Origin of the sequence: Streptomyces ipomoeae 91-03 (assembly GCF_000317595.1) — a bacterium.
Classification (GTDB): domain Bacteria; phylum Actinomycetota; class Actinomycetes; order Streptomycetales; family Streptomycetaceae; genus Streptomyces; species Streptomyces ipomoeae.
Genome location: NZ_AEJC01000126.1, coordinates 1 through 19237, shown reverse-complemented (window position 1 = coordinate 19237; position 19237 = coordinate 1). Strand labels below are relative to the sequence as shown.

Sequence of the window (19237 nt, the reverse complement as noted above, 5' to 3'; positions counted from 1 at the left end):
CGGCCGACTCGCTCCACGGCGGATACCGGCCCCGGTCATGCGCCGGTGCCGCCGCTCACTCCTCGATCGTCAAGCCCTTGCGCAGCCGTACCAACGTCCGTGACAGCAGCCGGGAGACATGCATCTGGGAGATGCCCAGCTCGTCCCCGATCTCGGACTGCGTCATGTTGGCGACGAAGCGCAGGGAGAGGATCGTCCGGTCGCGCGGCGGAAGTTCGGCGATCAGCGGCTTCAACGACTCGACGTACTCGATGCCTTCGAGCCCGTGGTCCTCGTAGCCGATCCGGTCCGCCAGCGCGCCCTCGGAGTCGTCCTCCTCGGGCTGGGCGTCGAGCGACGACGCGGTGTACGCGTTCGACGCGGCCATGCCTTCGACGACCTCGTCGTTGGTGAGGCCGAGGCGCTCCGCCAGCTCTCCCACCGTCGGAGCGCGATCGAGCTTCTGGGCGAGTTCGTCACCGGCCTTGGCCAGGTCGAGCCGCAGCTCCTGCAGTCTCCGCGGGACGCGCACGGACCAACTGGTGTCGCGGAAGAAACGCTTGATCTCGCCGACGATCGTCGGCATCGCGAAGGTGGGGAACTCGACGCCCCGGCTCAGTTCGAAGCGGTCGATCGCCTTGATCAGGCCGATCGTGCCGACCTGGATGATGTCCTCCATCGGCTCGCTGCGCGAGCGGAAGCGGGAGGCGGCGAACTTGACGAGAGCCAGGTTGAGTTCGACCAGTGTGTTGCGGACGTACGAATACTCGTGCGTGCCCTCTTCGAGGGATTCCAGCCGCTCGAAGAGCGTCTTGGACAGGGCCCGGGCGTCCACCGGTCCCACCTCGTCGTACGGGGGGATCTCCGGAAGGTCGGCGAGCACGTCGTCTTGATCCCTGACCCCGGGATTGTGGGCGAGGTCGTCCAGGGTCTCTTCCGGAGAGGGTGCCGACGTCGCCCTCTGGGTATGCGATGCGTCGAGCCGGGGTGACATGATGTCCTCCATCGTTCTCGGCATATGGCCGCCGATGCCAATTCGTGCACTGCGGTGTGCGGCGCCTCCAAAGCCGGCCGTGTCGATTGGTGTCTCTACTAGCCCTACCCGGTTTCCTGACGTCGTCGCAAGTGCCTACTGTGGCGAAATGCCCTGTTCTGGGCGATTGTTCGGGTGCCGGAGAGTGTGGGGAAGGCGTAATGTTCGAGTGCGAGTCAGCAGTCACGACGGTCGGGAGAGAGACGGCATGGACCGTGGGACGGTCGGCAGCGCACAGTCGGGCCGACTACGGGTCGAGGTGCGGGAAGAGGGCCCCAGTGCCGTGGTGACGCCGGTGGGTGAGCTCGATCATCACACCGCCGATCTGTTGCGTGAGCCACTTGAGGGGTGCCTGGAAAAGGGATTCACACGTCTGGTGGTGGACTGCTCGCGGCTGGAGTTCTGCGACTCCACCGGGCTCAACGTCCTGCTGGGTGTCCGTCTGAAGGCGGATGCCGCGGGTGGCGGGGTCCATCTGGCGGGGATGCTGCCGGCGGTCGCCCGGGTCTTCGAGATCACCGGGGCGGAGGCCGTCTTCACCGTCCATGACTCGTTGGGGGCGGCGCTGGCCGACTAGCCGACCGGCCTACCGCCGGCTCGTCGAGGGGCCGCGGCTGCTGGCCCAAGTCCGGCTCGGTTCCGTTCCCTTCCGTTTCGTTCGGTCCGTTCGGTCTTTTCGGTCCGTTCGACTCGGCTCCGTGAAGGCCCCGGTCCGGGGGCCGGCCCGGGTGGCCGGCCCGGGAGGGGCAGGAGCCGCCGGTTCGGAAGGGGCGGGCCGGCGGTCGGCTTCCGGTCGGAGCGATGTCCCAGGTTTCCCTCCGGGACCGGCAGGTTATTCGCGTCACAAGTTCTGTGCCGAAAACGTGGGTGTTCTGACGGTTCGCTCGGGCAGGAGACATCCTGAACGGGTCGGCAGTAGCTCGGAGACGGCTTGCGGATGGCTCCTGAACGGCCCGGAAAAAGCTCGGAAACAGCTCGACGGTGACGACGGAAGTACGGAAGTACGGATGGGCGGTACGGATGACAGCGCGGAACAGTACGCGCCGCGGGCCCATGTCCCGCACGCTTGATGAATCCTGATGATGAGTCCTGAATCGTGAACTGGTGAATCGGTGAGGTGAAGCGCTGATGAGCACCACCCGGCCTTTCTCGCCGGGCGACCGCGGCCCGGAACCGGGTGCCGGCGGCGCTTCCGGGGCGCCCGGAGAGGACCCTCCCGCGGCACCCGCCGCCGGTCGCAGGTTCCGTCGGCTGAGCTTCGACGGCGAGAGCGGTGTGGTGCCGCTCGCCCGTGACTTCACCCGGCAGGCGCTGTACGAGTGGGGCTGGCTGCCCGCCGCCACCGCCGACCAGCGGGCGGCGGCCGAGGATGTGCTGCTGGTGGTCTCCGAGTTGGTCACCAACGCGTGTCTCCATGCGGGGGGCCCGGCCGAGTTGTGGATCGGCTGCGACAACAAGGTGCTGCGCATCGAGGTCTCCGACCGCGGTGCCGGAAGCCCCGCCCCGCGCACCCCGCACCGGGCCGGACGGCCGGGCGGGCACGGGATGTTCATCGTGCAGCGCCTCTGCCTGGACTGGGGAGTCGTACGGACACCGGGGACCGCAGGCAAGACCGTGTGGGCGGAAGTGGGGGCTCCGGCCTAGAAGGTTCCCAAGGGGATTCCCGCTCACCTTCCCACAGGGCGTCGACGAGGGTGAACTCCTGCGAGTGGGCGTTCGGCATCGGGGAACGGCACAGCGAGGGCATACGGGGTGAGGTCCTGCGCCGCCTCTCGTACGGCACGCGAGCGGTGGCCGTGCGCCACATCAACGGGACCACCATGCTGTCCTGCTACGAGAACGGCGCGCTGGTCACCACGTACGACTCGCAGCGCGCCCACCGACTGGACGGCGAACGCGACCCGCTCGAGGTCATACCCGCGCCGCCGGCGTACGACGACTCCGCGATGCGGCGGCGCGCGGACGGCGCGACCGACCGGCCATGGTCCGGCAGCACGGGAAGCACATGCGTGCTGTCGAGCTCCCCGTCCAGGGCTCCCGGCGCCGGTTCGATGCCGAAGTGAGCCGCGACCGCGCCGCACACCGCACGCAGCGTCGCCCGCTGCCGGCCTCTGCCGGACCGGTTCGTGCCGCTGGTCGACGCGGCGCCACCGGGGCGACCGCGGCGTACTCTCGCCGCGCAGATGGTGAGCCCGGCCGCCGAGACCGGCACCGCGAGGCGATGGCCCGGCGGGAGCGGGCCGACGCCCCTCACCGGTGCGCCGTCGCGTCCCTCAGGAGCGATTGCCCGGCCGCGCGTCGCCGTACGGCGGCATCGACACACATCCGACACTTCCCTGTGTCTTCCTTCTCCAAGACCCCCGGCGTACCTTGAGCGGCCGATCTGATGTTCCGTCAGAATGTGGGGTGGCGAGGTGTCGTACCGGACGTACCAGAAGGGAACCGCCGCGCTCGCGTCCCTCGCGGCCCTGGCCGGCTCAGCGGTGCTCATGGCCGCCCCGGTGGCGTATGCCGAGGTCGTGGACGTCGAGTACAACTGCAAGACGCCGATCGGGGACAAGTCCGCGGTGTCGCCCATCGACATCAAGGGCGTCAAGGACGGCGACGGCTACAGGATCACCATGTCCTGGCAGAAGGGCGTCTCCTCCAGCCCTGTCGAACTGGGCAAGGGGGCGATGACCCCCAGCGCCACGATCAAGTTGAGCGGCGCGGAGAGCGGCACGCTGACCGTCACGGGGCCGGCCAACGAGGAGGCTCTTCCGGCCAACACCCCGATAAAGATCAATGACCTGAGCGGGACGTACACCCCGAAGGCGACCGGCAAGGTCGACTTCACGGCGGGCGTGCTCACCATCAAGGCCCTCGGCACGGTCACCACGTGCACGCCCGGCAACAACCCCGGGCCCTCGCTGACCCTTGACGTCACGGCGGCGGGCGGGGACGCGTCGGGAGGGTCGGACTCCGGTACTTCCGGTACGTCCGGCGGCTCGGGCGGCTCCGGTGGCTCCGGTGGCGAGCTTCCGCAGACCGGGCCCCTGGACTCGGCCGTCGCGCTCGGCACGCTCGGCGGCACCGTGCTGCTCACGGGCGCGGCGGGTGTGTTGTGGGTGACGCGCAGGAATCGGACGGTACGTCACTGAGGCGGTACGTCGCTGAAGTCGCTGATCGGGTGTCGAGCTGACGGGAGCGGTGGAGTGGCGAGAGGGCGGCGGGTCGGGGCGTCGGCGGTGGTGCTCGCCTTGGTGTGCGCGTTGGCGTTCGCGTTGCCCGCGACGCCCTTCCTCCCGATCGGTGGTGTGCCCGCCTGGGGCGCGGAGAAGCCGGCGGTGGAACTGTCCGAATCGCAGGCGGGGACCGGCGGTTCGATCACCGTGAGCGGCAGTGGATGGCGGTCGAAGGCGCTGTTGATGATCCTGATCTGCGGTCAGTCCACGCCGTCGCGCGGGGTGCCCGGGGGCACCGACTCCTGTGCCAACGCCGACGGCCGGGCCGCGACCGCCGACACCGAGGGCGCCTTCAGCCGGGAGCTGCCGGTGGCGGAGCCGCCGGTGCCGTGTCCGTGCGTGGTGCGCGTCGCCACGATCACGGGGGAGAAGGCCGAGGCCTACGCGGTCTTCCAGGTCGCCGGGCACTCGGTCGAACCGTTGCCGCGGGAGGCGGACGGCGGACGGCTGTCGGTTCTGACGGACACCCGGCTGGAGGGGGCGAGCGGGCTGCTGACCTGGTTCGGGGCGCCGCCCGCCCGTGAACTGGTCTTCGCCGTCGGCAACGTGGGCAGCTCCGCGGTCAAGAACCCCGTCTTCCAGGTCGGCACCTCCCACGGGGTGTTCGCGCCGCGCTGGGAGGAACACCAGTGGCGCGGCACCATCCGGCCCGGCGGCGAGGCCCGCATCACCCTGCCGGTGGAACTCGCCGCCGGGGCCCACGGCGACTACACCGTCTCCCTCAAGTACGGCGGCAAGGTCCTCGCCGAACAGTCCTGGGGAGTGGGCCGTCCCTGGGGTGTCACCCTCTTCTGGCTGATGCTGTGCCTCGTCGTCCCGGCCGCGCTGTTCCGGATCGGCATGGCCGTGGTGGACCGGGTACGCCCGAGCCGTACCCCACCGGCCCCCCGCCGCGCCCGAAGGCTCCGCCTCCCCGACCTCACCCGCCGACTCCTCCTGCCGGGCCACTCCTCGGGAGCCCACGCCGAACCCCGCACAGGGCCCCGCTCACACCCCGCCCGCGGTACGACCTCACCGCTTCCCTGGTTCACCCCGGACACCGGGCCGGGGACGCCGGCGCACGAGGCGGGCGCGACGGCGCCGGAACGGCCCTCCGCACCGCAGGAGGACAGCCCGATGAGCCCGGACAGCCCGACGAGCCCAAACAGTTCGACGAACCCGGAGACTTCGACAAGCCCGGAGAGTCCGACGACCTCCGGGAGCCCGACGCCCCCGACAACCCCGGCGTCCCCCACGCCCTCGGTACCCCCGACAACCCCGGCGGACCCGGCGCCCCCCACGCCCTCGGCGCCCCCGACCACCAAAGGCGGCGCGTAGGGCGAAAGGCGGCGTATGAGGGCCGTACCGCGCGCGAAACCCGAAGGGCCGCCGCACCCGAAGGTACGGCGGCCCCGAGTCGCACAGCCGGGCGTCAGTTGACGTCGCCCATGAGGCGCTTGACCTTGTTGCGGTAGATGAAGAGCGCGACACCGGCGACCGCTGCCAGCGTGGCCTCGACGGCGACGAAGCCGGTCCGGTCGAGGTTGACGCCGCCGACGGCCGGGTTGGACAGGAGGGCGGTGACGGAGTCGCCGGCGGTGACCGCGAGGAACCAGACGCCCATCATCTGGGAGGCGTACTTGGCGGGCGCGATCTTCGTCGTGACCGACAGACCCACGGGGGAGAGGGTCAGCTCACCGAGCGTCTGGACGAAGTAGATCGCCACGATCCACATCGCCGCGGCCTTCCGGCCGTCCTCGGCGATCACGAGGGGCGAGAGGAAGAGGAAGAACGACGCGCCGATCAGCAGCAGGCCGGAGCCGAACTTCACGATGGTGCTGGGCTCCTGGCCACGCCGGTTCAGCCACACCCACAGCCATGCGAAGACGGGCGCCGCCGCCATGATCATGACCGGGTTGAGCGACTGGTACCAGGAGACCGGGAACTCCCAGCCGAGGACGCTGTTGTCGGCGGACTTGTCCGCGAAGATCGCCAGGGTCGTGGCGCCCTGGTCGTAGATCATCCAGAAGACGGCCGCGGCGACGAAGAACCAGACGTAGGCCGAGACCTTCGACTGCTCCGCGGAGGTCAGGTCCCTGTCCCGCTTGATGCGGGCGATGACCCAGATCGGGACGATCAGACCGATGAGCGTCAGCGGGATCATGGCCCAGTTGAGGGTGAAGTGGCCGGAGACGCCGACGACGCCGTAGAAGACGACGGGGACGGCCAGCCAGAGCAGGCCCTTGCGCAGGGTGGCCGACTTCTCCTCGGCGGACATGGGCGTCGGGACGATCTCGCTGCGGTCGCTCAGGTGGCGGGTGCCGAACAGGAACTGCGCGAGACCCAGCGCCATACCGGCCGCGGCGATGCCGAAGCCGAGGTGCCAGTTCACCTTCTCGCCGACGGTGCCGATGACCAGCGGCGCGGCGAAGGCGCCGGTGTTGATGCCGATGTAGAAGATCGTGAAGGCGCCGTCACGGCGGGGGTCGTTCGGGCCGTCGTACAGGTGGCCGACCATGGTCGAGATGTTGGCCTTCAGCAGACCCGAGCCGATGGCGACGAGTACGAGGCCGACGTAGAACGTGCCGGACGAGGGCAGTGCCAGGGTCAGATGGCCCAGCATGATGACCAGGCCCGCGAGCGCGACCGTCCTGCGGGGACCGAGGAGCCGGTCCGCGACCCAGCCGCCGGGCAGGGTGAGCAGATACACCAGCGACACATAGACCGAGCCGATGGTGATCGCCGTCGCCCCGCTGAGGTGCAGGCCGCTCGGTGCGACCAGATAGAGGGGGAGAAGGGCCTTCATGCCGTAGTAGGAGAACCTCTCCCACATCTCGGTCATGAAGAGAGTGGCCAGTCCGCGGGGGTGGCCGAAGAAGGTGCGCTCTGTGCCGGGGATTTCCCGGCCGGTCGAGCCCTTCGTCAGGCTGGACGCCATGGTCGTTCCTTGCAGGTCGGGACGTGGCATGGGGGTACGCGCCCGGTGTCATTCCTTGTTCCGCACACAAAAGAGACCTTCAGCGGAGATTTCCCGCCAAAGGTCCCCACCTGTCGCTAAAGGCCTTCATTCACCATATGTCAGAGCAGTGAAGGAAATGGAAGAGCTTGAGAGGTGGATCACAGGTAAGAAGGCAGTCACAATCGTAAATTCGAAGGTCTTTCATAGGATCACACCTCGAAGACGGGGATGTGACCGCCGGGTTCCCGCACCGGGCCGTGGAGGTAAGAGAACCGCTGGACACAGGTGTGAATCGGGCTTGCCGATCACTCTCCACCTGCGGTTCTCGGCGGACTACCATCACTCCATGACCCGTGTACTGCTCGCCGAGGACGACGCGTCCATCTCGGAGCCGCTGGCTCGCGCATTGCGCCGGGAGGGTTACGAGGTGGAGGTCCGCGAGGACGGACCCACCGCGTTGGACGCCGGAATGCAGGGTGGCGTCGACCTGGTCGTCCTGGACCTGGGGCTGCCCGGCATGGACGGCCTGGAGGTGGCCCGCCGGCTGCGGGCCGAGGGTCACACCGTGCCGATCCTCATCCTGACCGCGCGCGCCGACGAGGTGGACACCGTCGTCGGCCTCGACGCGGGCGCCGACGACTACGTCACCAAGCCCTTCCGGCTCGCCGAGCTGCTCGCCCGTGTCCGGGCGCTGCTCCGGCGCGGCGCCGCCGAGCCCCAGCAGCCGCCCGCGACGCATGGCGTCCGCATCGACGTCGAGTCCCACCGCGCCTGGATGGGCGACGAGGAACTGCAGCTCACGGCGAAGGAGTTCGACCTGCTGCGGGTGCTCGTGCGCGACGCGGGGCGGGTCGTCACCCGCGACCAGCTGATGCGCGAGGTCTGGGACACCACGTGGTGGTCCTCCACGAAGACCCTGGACATGCACATCTCCTGGCTCCGCAAGAAGCTGGGCGACGACGCGGCGAATCCGCGGTACATCGCGACGGTACGAGGGGTCGGCTTCAGGTTCGAGAAGAACTGAGCCCTGGCCGGGTGTGAGCCGGGCGCCCGACAGCTCGGGGGCGCGGCGGCACCCTGGTCGTGCCGGTGAGCGAAACCCACCCCCGCTCAGCCGCAGTCGCAGGGTGTCGCACAATCGAAGGTCCAAGAACACCCGCCCGCCCGGAGGGCAGCCGTGCGTCGCCGTCTCATCCAGTCCACCCTCGCCGTCGTACTCGTCGTCATCGCGGTCTTCGGCGTGAGCCTCGTCATCGTCGAGACCCGCACGATCAGCAACAGCGCCGAGGAGCGGGTGGAGTCCGAGGCGGTGCAGCTGACGAGCATCGTGGACAGCCGGATCATCGGCGACGAACGGATCACGGCCGAGGTCCTCAGGGACCAGGTGGGCGACGAGCGGTACGCCCGTATCGAGATCCCCGGCCAGCGCACGATCGAGATCGGTGAGAAGCCCGTCGGCGACGTGATCCGCCATGAGACGAAGGGCGAGAAGGACGAGGTCGTCACGGTCGAGGAGTCCCGCTCGGCGGTGAGCAGGGAGGTCGGCCGTACGCTGCTGATCATCGCGGCGGTCGCCCTCCTCGCCGTCATCGCCGCCGTCCTCCTCGCCGTACGGCAGGCCAACCGCCTCGCCTCCCCGCTCACGGACCTCGCCGAGACCGCCGAGCGCCTGGGCTCCGGCGACCCCCGGCCCCGGCACAAGCGGTACGGCGTCCCGGAGCTGGACCGGGTGGCGGACGTGCTCGACTCCTCCGCCGAGCGGATCGCCCGCATGCTGACCGCCGAGCGGCGGCTCGCGGCGGACGCGTCGCATCAGTTGCGTACGCCGTTGACCGCGTTGTCCATGCGGCTGGAGGAGATCACCCTCACCGACGATCTGGCCACCGTGAAGGAGGAGGCGCATATCGCGCTGGCCCAGGTCGAACGGCTGACGGACGTCGTGGAACGGCTCCTCACCAACTCCCGGGACCCGCGCAACGGCTCGGCCGTCGCCTTCGAGCTCGACGAGGTCATCAAGCAGCAGCTGGAGGAGTGGCGGCCGGCCTACCGCAGCGCCGGGCGCGCCATCGTCAGCTCCGGCAAACGGCACCTTCAGGCCGTGGGCACACCCGGGGCGGTCGCGCAGGTGCTGGCCGCGCTGATCGAGAACTCCCTCATGCACGGCGGGGGCACGGTGGCGTTGCGTACGCGCGTCACCGGGAACCAGGCGGTGATCGAGGTGACCGACGAGGGGCCCGGAGTCCCGGCCGACCTGGGCGCGCGTATCTTCGAACGGGCGATCAGCGGCCGCAACTCGACCGGCATCGGCCTCGCCGTCGCCCGCGACCTCGCGGAAGCCGACGGAGGCCGCCTGGAAATGCTCCAGGCGAAGCCCCCGGTCTTCGGCCTGTTCCTGTCCCGGACCCCGGTGAAGAAGCCGACGACCGGGGAAGACCGCCTGGTCCGGTAACCGAGCCGCCCTCTACGCCCCGTCGGACCGCTTCGCCGCACCCCCGGTAAGGGCGGGTCGGTGGGTGGCCCCCGCTTCCAGGAACGATTCCGCGCTGGCCACCGCCTCGCGGGCCGGGAGGGTGCGGAACACCCAGGTGCGGTAGGACCAGAAGCGGAAGAGGGTCGCGATGCCGATGCCGAGGAACTTGAAGATGTTGGACTGGAGGGGGCTGTCCCAGCCGAAGCCGTACGTCGCCGCGTACAGCACGCCGTTCTCGATCACCAGCCCCGCCGTGCTGAACAGCAGGAAGAGGGTCAGCTCCTTCGTGCGGCCGCTCTTGTCGCGGTCCCGGTACGTGAAGTAGCGGAAGCCCACATAGTTGAAGACGATGGCCACCACTGTGGCGATGACGCTGGCCCGCACCACCTGAAGGTCCGTGGTGTGCCGTACGAGGTTGAACACGGCGAGGTTCACGAGCAGCCCCGCACCGCCCACGGCCCCGAACTTGGCGACCTCACGTACCAGCAGGTCTATCCGTCGGCGCAGGACGCCGCGGGGCTTCAGGTGAGGCCCCGAGGTGGTACTTCCCATCGTGTGGGCCCCTGTCGCTCGATCCGGTCGTGGTCGTCGGTCCCCTGGTCGTCGGCCGTGGCCCCGGTGCTCGTCGGCCGTCATCCCGGCCGTTCCCCCGGCCGGCCCCGGCCATCCTGGCCGGTTCGCCCGACCCAGCCATGCTAACCAGCGCCCCTTGGCGTTGCCTGTGCGGCAGCTCACAGCCGTGTCACAGCGCCGAAGGGAAGGGTGCACAACGGGAAAAACGGGCTGGCTCGGACGGCTGAACGTGGCCGAATCGGTGGCCGATACTCTGGTGGGGTGACGTTCCCGGTAGTCGGCATGGTCGGCGGCGGTCAGCTCGCTCGTATGACACACGAGGCGGGCATCCCGCTCGGCATCAGGTTCAAGCTCCTCAGTGACACTCCTCAGGATTCCGCGGCGCAGGTGGTCAGCGATGTCGTCATCGGCGACTACCGCGACCTCGACACGCTGCGCGCGTTCGCGCAGGGCTGCGATGTGATCACCTTCGATCACGAACACGTACCCACCGAGCATCTACGGGCACTGGAGGCGGACGGCATTCCCGTACGTCCGGGCCCCGACGCCCTCGTCCACGCGCAGGACAAGGGCGTGATGCGGGCGAAGCTCACCGCGATCGGTGTCCCGTGCCCCCGGCACCGGATCGTCGCCGACCCGGCCGACGTGGCCGCCTTCGCCGCCGAGGGCCTGACCGAGGGCACCGGCGGCTCCGAGGGCGATGGGTTTCCGGTCATCCTCAAGACCGTCCGCGGCGGCTACGACGGCAAGGGCGTGTGGGTCGTCCACTCCGTCGAGGAGGCCGCCGAGCCGTTCCGCGCCGGCGTCCCCGTCCTCGCCGAGGAGAAGGTCGACTTCGTGCGGGAGCTGGCCGCCAACGTCGTACGGTCACCGCACGGCCAGGCCGTGGCGTACCCGGTCGTCGAGTCGCAGCAGGTGAACGGCGTCTGCGACACGGTCATCGCCCCCGCCCCCGACCTGGACGAGGCGCTGGCCCTCCGCGCCGAGGAGATGGCCCTGCGTATCGCGAAGGAACTGGACGTCATCGGCCACCTCGCCGTCGAGCTGTTCCAGACCCGCGACGGCCGCATCCTCGTCAACGAGCTGGCCATGCGCCCCCACAACTCGGGCCACTGGACCCAGGACGGCGCGATCACCAGCCAGTTCGCCAACCACGTACGAGCCGTCCTCGACCTGCCGTTGGGCGACCCGCGCCCGCGTGCGCCGTGGACCGTCATGGTCAACGTCCTCGGCGGCGACTACCCCGACATGTACTCCGCGTACCTGCACTGCATGGCCCGCGACCCCAAGCTCAAGATCCACATGTACGGCAAGGACGTGAAGCCCGGCCGCAAGGTCGGCCACGTCAACACCTACGGCGACAACCTCGACGACGTGCTGGACCGCGCCCGTCACGCCGCCGGCTACCTGAGAGGCACGATCACCGAATGAGCCCCGTCGTAGGCATTGTCATGGGGTCGGACTCCGACTGGCCCGTCATGGAGGCCGCCGCGCAGGCCCTCGACGAGTTCGAGATCGAGTACGAGGTCGACGTCGTCTCGGCGCACCGGATGCCGCGCGAGATGGTCGCGTACGGCGAGGAGGCCGCGGACCGGGGCATCAAGGTGATCATCGCGGGTGCGGGCGGCGCCGCCCATCTCCCCGGCATGCTCGCCTCGGTCACCCCGCTGCCCGTCATCGGCGTCCCCGTGCCGCTGAAGTACCTCGACGGCATGGACTCCCTGCTGTCGATCGTGCAGATGCCGGCCGGTGTCCCCGTCGCGACCGTCTCCGTCGCCGGCGCCCGCAACGCCGGTCTGCTCGCCGCCCGCATCCTGGCCACCCAGGACCAGGAACTCCTCGGCCGTATGCGGGAGTTCCAACAGGAGCTGAACGACCAGGCCACCGAGAAGGGCAAGCGCCTGCGCGCCAAGGTCGAGGGCTCGGGCAACGGCTTCGGCTTCGCCAAGTAAGCGAACTTCGGTAGCGAACGGATCAACGGGGGAAACGGGGAACATGGGTATGACATCGCCGTCGGAGGCACGGGAGCTGCTGCGGGAGTTCCCGGTGGCGGACGGGCACAACGACCTGCCCTGGGCGCTGCGGGAGCAGGTCCGCTACGACCTGGACGCCCGCGACATCGCCACTGACCAGAGCGCCTATCTGCACACCGACCTGGCACGGCTGCGCGCGGGCGGTGTGGGCGCGCAGTTCTGGTCGGTGTACGTGCCCTCGGACTCCACAGCCCGACCGGGCGCCGTCTCCGCGACCCTGGAACAGATCGACTGCGTACGGCAGTTGATCGACCGTTACCCGGCGGAGCTGCGGGCCGCGCTGACCGCCGCCGACATGGAGGCGGCCCGCTCAGAGGGCCGTATCGCCTCCCTGATGGGCGCGGAGGGCGGCCACTCCATCGACAACTCCCTCGCCACCCTGCGGGCGTTGTACGCGCTCGGCGTCCGCTATATGACGCTCACCCACAACGACAACATCGCCTGGGCGGACTCCGCGACCGACGACCCGGCGGTCGGCGGCCTGTCGGCCTTCGGCCGCGCGGTCGTCCGGGAGATGAACCGCGAGGGCATGCTCGTCGACCTGTCCCATGTCGCCGCGACCACCATGCGCGACGCGCTCGACACCTCCGTGGCCCCGGTGATCTTCTCCCACTCCTCGTCGCGGGCGATCTGCGACCACCCCCGCAACATCCCGGACGACGTCCTGGAACGCCTCCCCGCCAACGGCGGCGTCGCCATGGTGACCTTCGTGCCGAAGTTCGTGCTCCAGGCCGCCGTCGACTGGACGGCCGCCGCCGACGAGAACATGCGTGTCCACGGCTTCCACCACCTCGACACCACCCCCGAGGCGATGGCGGTCCACCGCGCCTTCGAGGAGCGCCACCCGCGCCCGGTCGCCACCGTCTCGACGGTCGCCGACCATCTCGACCACATGCGCGAGGTCGCCGGCATCGACCACCTCGGCATCGGCGGCGACTACGACGGCACCGCCTTCACCCCGGACGGCCTGAACGACGTCTCCGGCTACCCGAACCTGATCGCCGAGCTCCTCGACCGCGGCTGGTCCAGGACCGACCTCGCCAAGCTGACCTGGCAGAACGCGGTACGGGTGCTGGGCGCCGCGGAGGACGTGGCCCGTGACCTCCGGTCCCGTACGGGCCCGTCGAACGCGACCCTGGAGCAGCTGGACGGGTGACCCCCGGGCGGCGGTACGGCCCCTGCCGCCGAGGGCGTGGCGGCCGTACCCCCGAACGCCCCACCCACCAGGAAGCCGGACGGACCCCGTGGCACGGTGACGGTAGTGCGTTCACCGACCGGCTACGGAGGTCCGCCATGGCAGACCTGCAGGACGAACTGCAAGCGACAGCGGAAGCGGGGGAGCTCGACGCCCGGTCCACCGCGCGGAGGAAGCGGAAGCCGAAGCCGGGCTCTCGGTCCACGGCGGCGGAGTCCATGGCCCGGACCGACGGCCGGGCCGAAGCCCCTGTCCACGCGCCTGCCGACGGCACTTTGGGGACCCCCGAGCCCGACGGTGAGTCCCCCGAGGCGCTGGCGCGGGCACACGCCTTCCTCGCAGGGTACCCGGTGGCCGACGGGTACAGCGGGCTGCCGTGGGTGCTGCGCCATCTGTCCTGGTACGACCTGGAGCTGGGCGAGGGCGCCGTGGACACCGATGTGCCCCGGATGCGCAAGGGTCACATCGGCGCGCTGTTCTGGTCGCTGCACCTGCCGGACGGCATGACGGGCGACCGGGCCGTCGGCGCCACCCTGGAACAGCTGGACCTGGTCCGCATGGTCGCCCACGCCCACCCCGAGGGACTGCGGCTCGTGTACAGCGCGGGCGAGATCACCGACGCCCGCAACTGCGGCCGCGTCGGCATCCTGCTCGGCCCGGCCGGAGCCTCCGCGATCGGCGACTCCCTCGGCATCCTGCGCGCCCTGCACCAGCTCGGCCTGCAGGCCCTCACCGTCGCCGACGTTTCCTGGGCGGGCGAGAAGGGGCTGACCAGGTTCGGCGAGGAGGTGGTCCGCGAGATGAACCGCGTCGGCGTCCTCGCCGACGTCTCCGGCGCCGCCGAGCCGACCCTCCGCCGGACCCTCGAGGTCTCCCGCGCCCCCGTCCTGTGCACCCGCTCGGCGGCCCACGCCCTGCGCCCGCACCCCGCGAACCTCCCCGACGACCTCCTGGCCGAACTCGGCGCGGCGCACGGCCTGTGCATGGTCCCGCTCACCGCCGAACAGACCGGCCCGTCCATCCGGGACGTGGCCGACCACCTCGACCACGTCCGCTCGATCGCCGGCCCCGAATGCGTGGGCCTCTCCGGCACCTATGACTCCGGCGCCGCCCACCCCCAGGACCTCAACGACGCCTCCTGCTACCCCCACCTGGTGGCCGAACTGATGCGCAGAGGCTGGTCCGAGACCGACCTGGCCCTCCTGACCTGGGGCAACGTCCAACGGGTCCTGCGCATGGCCGACTTCACGGCGAGGGCGGCACAGGACCGCCGGGTGGCGTCAACGGCGAAGATCGAGGAGCTGGACGGCTGACCACCGGCCACATCCGCAGAGACCACCGGCCACATCCGCAGAGGCTCCCCCTACCGTGCATTCAGCCCGCACACAAACAGAAGGGATGCCCCGCCGGGTCGGCGTACACCCGGAAGCTCCGCTTCCGGTCCTCCGTGTCGAGCGGCCTGGCTCCCAGCGCAAGCACCTCCCTCTCCGCCGCGTCCAGATCCTCGACCGTCAGATCCAGATGGAACTGCTGCGAGTGGCTCGGCGAGGGCCACTCCGGCGGCACGAACCCCGGCGCCGCCTGGAACGCCAGCGACGCCCCGCCGCCCGGAACCTTCAGATCGACCCAGTCCGCCTCCTCGCTGACCTTCCCGCCGAGCAGCTCCGCGTAGAACCCGGCGAGCGCGGCCGGATCGGGACAGTCCAGGACGACGACATCCAGCTTGGCGATGGCCATGGCCTTCTCTCCTCAGCTAGGCGAGTCGGTTACCCATAGATCCGAGTAACCAGTAACGGTTACTGCATGCTGTCGCATTGGCGGTAACGTCGCAAGCATGAGCGACAGAGCGCCCGCGCCCGATGGACTGGGCCTGATCGAGAGCCTGGTCAACACGCTGGACATCGAGTCGGGCGCCGACACCCTGGACACCCCGGAGAGCCGGGCGCGTCTCGACCTCGCGGCGGGGGAGGACCTGGACGCCGTACGGGAACTGCGCGAGTCGCTACGAGCGGTGCTGCTGACGCACGCCGGTCATCCGCCGCACCGCGAGGTCACCCCGCTCGGCGAACTCCTCGCAGCCGCCCCGCTCCTCGTCGCGGTCTCCCCCGAGGACGGCTCCGCGACCCTGCGCCCCGCCGTCGATCCCGGCCGGCTCATATCCCGCGTGGCGGCGGCCGTGGCCGAGGCGCTCACCGCCGGTACCTGGCAACGCCTCAAGGCCTGCGAGGCGGCCGACTGCCACTGGGCGTACTACGACCGCAGCCCGGCCGGCCGGGGCCGATGGTGCTCGATGCAGGTGTGCGGGGCCCGGGCGAAGATGCGCAGATACCGCGCAAAGTGACTTCGTGCCCCACCCGCCACTCAGGGCATGGAGAATAGGAAAAGACGCCGTTCCGGCCGACTGAGCCTCGGCCGGAACGGCGTCACCCTCTTTTTGCGCGGTGGTTGTGCGGTGGTTATGCGTTGGGCCGCCCCATCGCCCGGTACGTCCACCCGGCCCGGCGCCAGAGCTCGGGGTCGAGCGCGTTGCGGCCGTCCAGAACGAGTCGCTTCGCCGCGACCTCGCCCAGCGCCGCCGGGTCCAGCTCACGGAACTCGCGCCACTCGGTGAGGTGGAGCACGATGTCGGCGCCCCGCGCGGCGGCGAGCGCGGAGTCGGCGTACCCGAGCGTCGGGAAGAGCCGCCGGGCGTTGTCCATGCCCTTGGGGTCGTACACCGTGACCTGGCCGCCCTGGAGGTGGATCTGCCCGGCGACGTTGAGCGCGGGCGAGTCGCGTACGTCGTCGGAGTCGGGCTTGAAGGTGGCGCCCAGTACGGCGACCCGCTTGCCCAGGAACGGCCCGCCGCCCAGCGCCTGCCGGGCCAGCTCGACCATCTGCCCGCGCTGGCGCATGTTGATCGAGTCGATCTCCCTGAGAAACGTCAGCGCCTGGTCGGCACCCAGCTCACCGGCGCGCGCCATGAACGCCCGGATGTCCTTCGGTAGACAGCCGCCTCCGAAGCCGATGCCGGCCCGCAGGAACTTCTTGCCGATCCGGTCGTCGTGCCCGATGGCCTCCGCCAGCTTGGCGACATCGCCCCCGGCGGCCTCGCACATCTCGGCCATGGCGTTGATGAAGGAGATCTTGGTGGCGAGGAAGGAGTTCGCGGAGGTCTTCACCAGCTCGGCGGTCGGGAAGTCCGTCACCACGAAGGGCGACCCCTCGGCGATCGGCGTGGCGTACACCTCCCGCAACAGCTTCTCGGCGCGCTCACTGCGTACGCCCACCACGATGCGGTCGGGGTGCAGCGTGTCGTTCACGGCGAAGCCCTCGCGCAGGAACTCCGGGTTCCAGGCCAGTTCGGCGTCCTCCCCGACGGGCGCGTGCTCGGCGAGGTACGCGGCCAGTCGGTCGGCGGACCCGACGGGCACCGTCGACTTGCCGACGACCAGCGCCGGGCCGCGCAGATGCGGGGCGAGCGAGGCGAACGCGGCGTCGACGTACGACATGTCGCAGGCGTACTCGCCGTGCCGCTGCGGGGTGTTCACACAGACGAAGTGGATGTCGCCGAAGGCCGCGACCTCGGCGTAGTCGGTCGTGAAGCGCAGCCGCCCGGTGGACCCCTCGATGCCGGCCACGTGCCTCCGCAGCAGCTCCTCCAGCCCCGGCTCGTACATCGGGACCTCGCCCCGCCGCAGCATGTCGATCTTCTCTTCGACGACATCAAGCCCGAGCACCTCGAATCCCAGCTCGGCCATGGCCGCGGCGTGCGTGGCGCCGAGATAGCCGGTACCGATCACGGTGATCTTGAGGGCCATGGAGTGCTCCTGGGATATACGGCCGGGAGGTGCCGGGCAAGTGCGCCGCACCTGCGCGGTCAGTGCGCTGCCTGAGCATAGTCGGGGCGTGCGCGGGCCCCTCACAGGGCAGATTCCCCTGACCCCCTCCCGTCCTTCTCCTTGTCGCCAAGCTCACGTATCAAGTGGCGGGGGCGGACCTCTAAAATTGTGTTACTTAACGGTAGTTAGCGTCAGCGGCACCCCGTTTTCGATGTATGGAGCGTGAGAGACCTTGGCCGGATCGGCTGATTTCGACCTGTACCGCCCGTCCGAGGAGCACGACATGCTCCGTGACGCGATCCGCTCCCTCACCGAGGCGAAGATCGCGCCCTACGCCGCCGCGGTGGACGAGGAGGCCCGCTTCCCGCGGGAGGCGCTTGAGGCGCTGGTCGCGGGCGACCTGCACGCCGTGCACGTACCCGAGGAGTACGGCGGCGCCGGCGCCGACGCGCTCGCCACGGTCATAGTGATCGAGGAGGTCGCCCGTGCCTGTGTCTCCTCCTCCCTCATCCCGGCCGTCAACAAGCTGGGCTCGCTCCCGGTGATCCTCTCCGGCTCCGAGGAGCTGAAGAAGAAGTACCTCGGGCCCCTCGCCAAGGGCGACGCGATGTTCTCGTACTGCCTCTCCGAGCCGGACGCGGGCTCCGACGCGGCCGGCATGAAGACGAAGGCCGTCCGCGACGGCGACCACTACGTCCTCAACGGTGTGAAGCGCTGGATCACCAACGCCGGCGAGTCCGAGTACTACACGGTCATGGCGGTCACCGACCCCGAGAAGCGCAGCAAGGGCATCTCCGCCTTCGTCGTCGAGAAGTCGGACGAGGGCGTCTCCTTCGGCGCCCCGGAGAAGAAGCTCGGCATCAAGGGCTCCCCGACCCGCGAGGTCTACCTCGACAACGTCCGCATCCCCGCCGACCGCATGATCGGCGAGGAGGGCACCGGCTTCGCCACGGCGATGAAGACTCTGGACCACACCCGCATCACCATCGCCGCCCAGGCCCTCGGTGTCGCCCAGGGCGCCCTCGACTACGTCAAGGGCTATGTCCAGGAGCGCAAGCAGTTCGGCAAGCCGATCGCCGACTTCCAGGGCATCCAGTTCATGCTCGCCGACATGGCCATGAAGGTCGCCGCCGCCCGCGCCCTGACCTACCAGGCCGCGGCGGCCTCGGAGCGCGGCGACAAGGACCTGACCTTCCAGGGCGCCGCCGCCAAGTGCTTCGCGTCGGACGTGGCCATGGAGGTCACCACGGACGCGGTGCAGCTGCTGGGCGGTTACGGCTACACCCGTGACTACCCGGTCGAGCGCATGATGCGCGACGCCAAGATCACTCAGATCTACGAGGGCACCAACCAGGTCCAGCGCATCGTCATGGCCCGCAACCTGCCGTGACCCCGCACCTGCCCTAACGCCTTCGGCGCAGCGCGTGAACAGCCCCCGGTGTCCCGCCGGGGGCTGTTGTCATGGGGTGAATCGGTGCGAATTGGTGGCGTCCACCCGATGGCGCGGCGGTGCGGGGAGGCGTAGGACGGAAGGGCAGGGGGCCGCCCCGGGCCCCGCTGCCGTCTCCCAGGAGCCTCCAGGAGGAGCCATGAAGCAGCAGCACGCCGCGACCGTGACCACCATGAGCAAGGAGATGCGGGAGTGCATCGACGCGTGCATGACGGCGCACAGGATGTGCGAGGAGACCATGAGTTCCTGCATGCGCAGGGGCGGCCAGGCCGAGATGCAGGTCATGCGCGCGCTCATGGACTGCGCCGACATGACCCGCATATGCGCGGACATGATGATGCGCGGCTCGGACATGATGACCCAGATGTGCCGGATGTGCGCCGAGGCCTGTTCCCTGTGCGCCGAGGCCTGTAGTTCCATGCCGGACGACCCGCAGATGGCGCGCTGCGCCGAGGCGTGTCGCCGCTGCGCCGACATGTGCGGCGCGATGGCCTGATGGCAGGGCCGGAACGCCTCAGGGG

The 19237-nt window shown here is 69.9% G+C and carries 19 protein-coding genes; 14 read left to right on the top strand and 5 right to left on the bottom strand.

Annotation, left to right across the window (positions count from 1 at the left end; translation table 11 throughout):
• Positions 1-55 precede the first annotated feature (55 nt).
• Positions 56-973 carry an RNA polymerase sigma factor SigF gene (locus STRIP9103_RS08535; protein WP_048819935.1) on the bottom strand — a complete coding sequence of 306 codons (918 nt, stop codon included), beginning with the start codon at positions 971-973 and terminating at the stop codon, positions 56-58.
• Positions 974-1220: 247 nt separating this feature from the next.
• On the opposite strand from STRIP9103_RS08535, the gene STRIP9103_RS08530 reads away from it, so the two are divergent.
• The 5 genes from STRIP9103_RS08530 (at position 1221) to STRIP9103_RS08510 (ending at position 5553) form a co-directional block, all read left to right on the top strand.
• Positions 1221-1589 carry an STAS domain-containing protein gene (locus STRIP9103_RS08530; RefSeq protein ID WP_009303801.1) on the top strand — a complete coding sequence of 123 codons (369 nt, stop codon included), beginning with the start codon at positions 1221-1223 and terminating at the stop codon, positions 1587-1589.
• Positions 1590-2140: 551 nt separating this feature from the next.
• Positions 2141-2656: an ATP-binding protein gene (locus STRIP9103_RS08525; protein WP_009303794.1), complete on the top strand. Its 516-nt coding sequence runs from the start codon at positions 2141-2143 to the stop codon at positions 2654-2656.
• 50 nt (positions 2657-2706) lie between these two features.
• Positions 2707-3075 carry a DUF6461 domain-containing protein gene (locus STRIP9103_RS08520; RefSeq protein ID WP_009303808.1) on the top strand — a complete coding sequence of 123 codons (369 nt, stop codon included), beginning with the start codon at positions 2707-2709 and terminating at the stop codon, positions 3073-3075.
• 336 nt (positions 3076-3411) lie between these two features.
• Entirely contained in the window at positions 3412-4152 is a 741-nt protein-coding gene (locus STRIP9103_RS08515) for an LPXTG cell wall anchor domain-containing protein (protein WP_048819933.1), read from the top strand.
• A 54-nt stretch (positions 4153-4206) separates the two neighbouring features.
• Positions 4207-5553 carry a hypothetical protein gene (locus STRIP9103_RS08510; protein WP_009303816.1) on the top strand — a complete coding sequence of 449 codons (1347 nt, stop codon included), beginning with the start codon at positions 4207-4209 and terminating at the stop codon, positions 5551-5553.
• A 94-nt stretch (positions 5554-5647) separates the two neighbouring features.
• On the opposite strand, the gene STRIP9103_RS08505 is transcribed toward STRIP9103_RS08510, so the two are convergent.
• Complete coding sequence (locus tag STRIP9103_RS08505) at positions 5648-7153, bottom strand: oligopeptide:H+ symporter (protein ID WP_009303791.1); 1506 nt, start codon at positions 7151-7153, stop codon at positions 5648-5650.
• Positions 7154-7520: 367 nt separating this feature from the next.
• Between STRIP9103_RS08505 and STRIP9103_RS08500 the strand changes: the two genes are divergently transcribed.
• Both STRIP9103_RS08500 and STRIP9103_RS08495 read left to right on the top strand, forming a co-directional pair.
• On the top strand, positions 7521-8198 hold the full coding sequence (locus STRIP9103_RS08500) for a response regulator transcription factor (protein WP_048819934.1): 678 nt from the start codon (positions 7521-7523) through the stop codon (positions 8196-8198).
• A 153-nt stretch (positions 8199-8351) separates the two neighbouring features.
• The gene (locus tag STRIP9103_RS08495; protein ID WP_009303810.1) at positions 8352-9623 is read left to right on the top strand and encodes an ATP-binding protein; all 1272 of its coding nucleotides are present in this window, start codon (positions 8352-8354) and stop codon (positions 9621-9623) included.
• Positions 9624-9635: 12 nt separating this feature from the next.
• Here the strand turns inward: STRIP9103_RS08495 and STRIP9103_RS08490 are convergent, their stop codons facing one another.
• Positions 9636-10196 carry a GtrA family protein gene (locus STRIP9103_RS08490; protein ID WP_048819932.1) on the bottom strand — a complete coding sequence of 187 codons (561 nt, stop codon included), beginning with the start codon at positions 10194-10196 and terminating at the stop codon, positions 9636-9638.
• 282 nt (positions 10197-10478) lie between these two features.
• On the opposite strand from STRIP9103_RS08490, the gene STRIP9103_RS08485 reads away from it, so the two are divergent.
• The 4 genes from STRIP9103_RS08485 to STRIP9103_RS08470 all read left to right on the top strand — a co-directional run bounded on the left by STRIP9103_RS08485 (position 10479) and on the right by STRIP9103_RS08470 (position 14758).
• The gene (locus STRIP9103_RS08485; RefSeq protein ID WP_009303796.1) at positions 10479-11648 is read left to right on the top strand and encodes a 5-(carboxyamino)imidazole ribonucleotide synthase; all 1170 of its coding nucleotides are present in this window, start codon (positions 10479-10481) and stop codon (positions 11646-11648) included.
• Positions 11645-12169 (top strand): 5-(carboxyamino)imidazole ribonucleotide mutase, encoded by a 525-nt coding sequence (gene purE / locus STRIP9103_RS08480; RefSeq protein ID WP_009303813.1) that lies wholly within the window; start codon positions 11645-11647, stop codon positions 12167-12169. The genes STRIP9103_RS08485 and purE overlap by 4 nt, the downstream gene beginning before the upstream one ends.
• Before the next feature lie 49 nt (positions 12170-12218).
• Positions 12219-13406: a dipeptidase gene (locus STRIP9103_RS08475; protein WP_009303818.1), complete on the top strand. Its 1188-nt coding sequence runs from the start codon at positions 12219-12221 to the stop codon at positions 13404-13406.
• 137 nt (positions 13407-13543) lie between these two features.
• Positions 13544-14758 carry a dipeptidase gene (locus STRIP9103_RS08470; RefSeq protein WP_009303799.1) on the top strand — a complete coding sequence of 405 codons (1215 nt, stop codon included), beginning with the start codon at positions 13544-13546 and terminating at the stop codon, positions 14756-14758.
• Between the two features lie 61 nt (positions 14759-14819).
• On the opposite strand, the gene STRIP9103_RS08465 is transcribed toward STRIP9103_RS08470, so the two are convergent.
• Positions 14820-15182, bottom strand: a complete 363-nt coding sequence (locus STRIP9103_RS08465; RefSeq protein ID WP_009303790.1) for a VOC family protein — start codon at positions 15180-15182, stop codon at positions 14820-14822.
• Positions 15183-15279: 97 nt separating this feature from the next.
• On the opposite strand from STRIP9103_RS08465, the gene STRIP9103_RS08460 reads away from it, so the two are divergent.
• Positions 15280-15786: a CGNR zinc finger domain-containing protein gene (locus STRIP9103_RS08460; RefSeq protein WP_009303788.1), complete on the top strand. Its 507-nt coding sequence runs from the start codon at positions 15280-15282 to the stop codon at positions 15784-15786.
• 115 nt (positions 15787-15901) lie between these two features.
• On the opposite strand, the gene STRIP9103_RS08455 is transcribed toward STRIP9103_RS08460, so the two are convergent.
• Positions 15902-17245 carry a UDP-glucose dehydrogenase family protein gene (locus STRIP9103_RS08455; protein ID WP_009303789.1) on the bottom strand — a complete coding sequence of 448 codons (1344 nt, stop codon included), beginning with the start codon at positions 17243-17245 and terminating at the stop codon, positions 15902-15904.
• Between the two features lie 253 nt (positions 17246-17498).
• On the opposite strand from STRIP9103_RS08455, the gene STRIP9103_RS08450 reads away from it, so the two are divergent.
• Positions 17499-18656: an acyl-CoA dehydrogenase family protein gene (locus STRIP9103_RS08450; RefSeq protein WP_009303793.1), complete on the top strand. Its 1158-nt coding sequence runs from the start codon at positions 17499-17501 to the stop codon at positions 18654-18656.
• A gap of 199 nt (positions 18657-18855) precedes the next feature.
• A complete protein-coding gene (locus STRIP9103_RS08445) occupies positions 18856-19212 on the top strand; it encodes a four-helix bundle copper-binding protein (protein WP_009303815.1) in 357 nt (118 codons plus the stop codon).
• Positions 19213-19237: the final 25 nt, after the last annotated feature.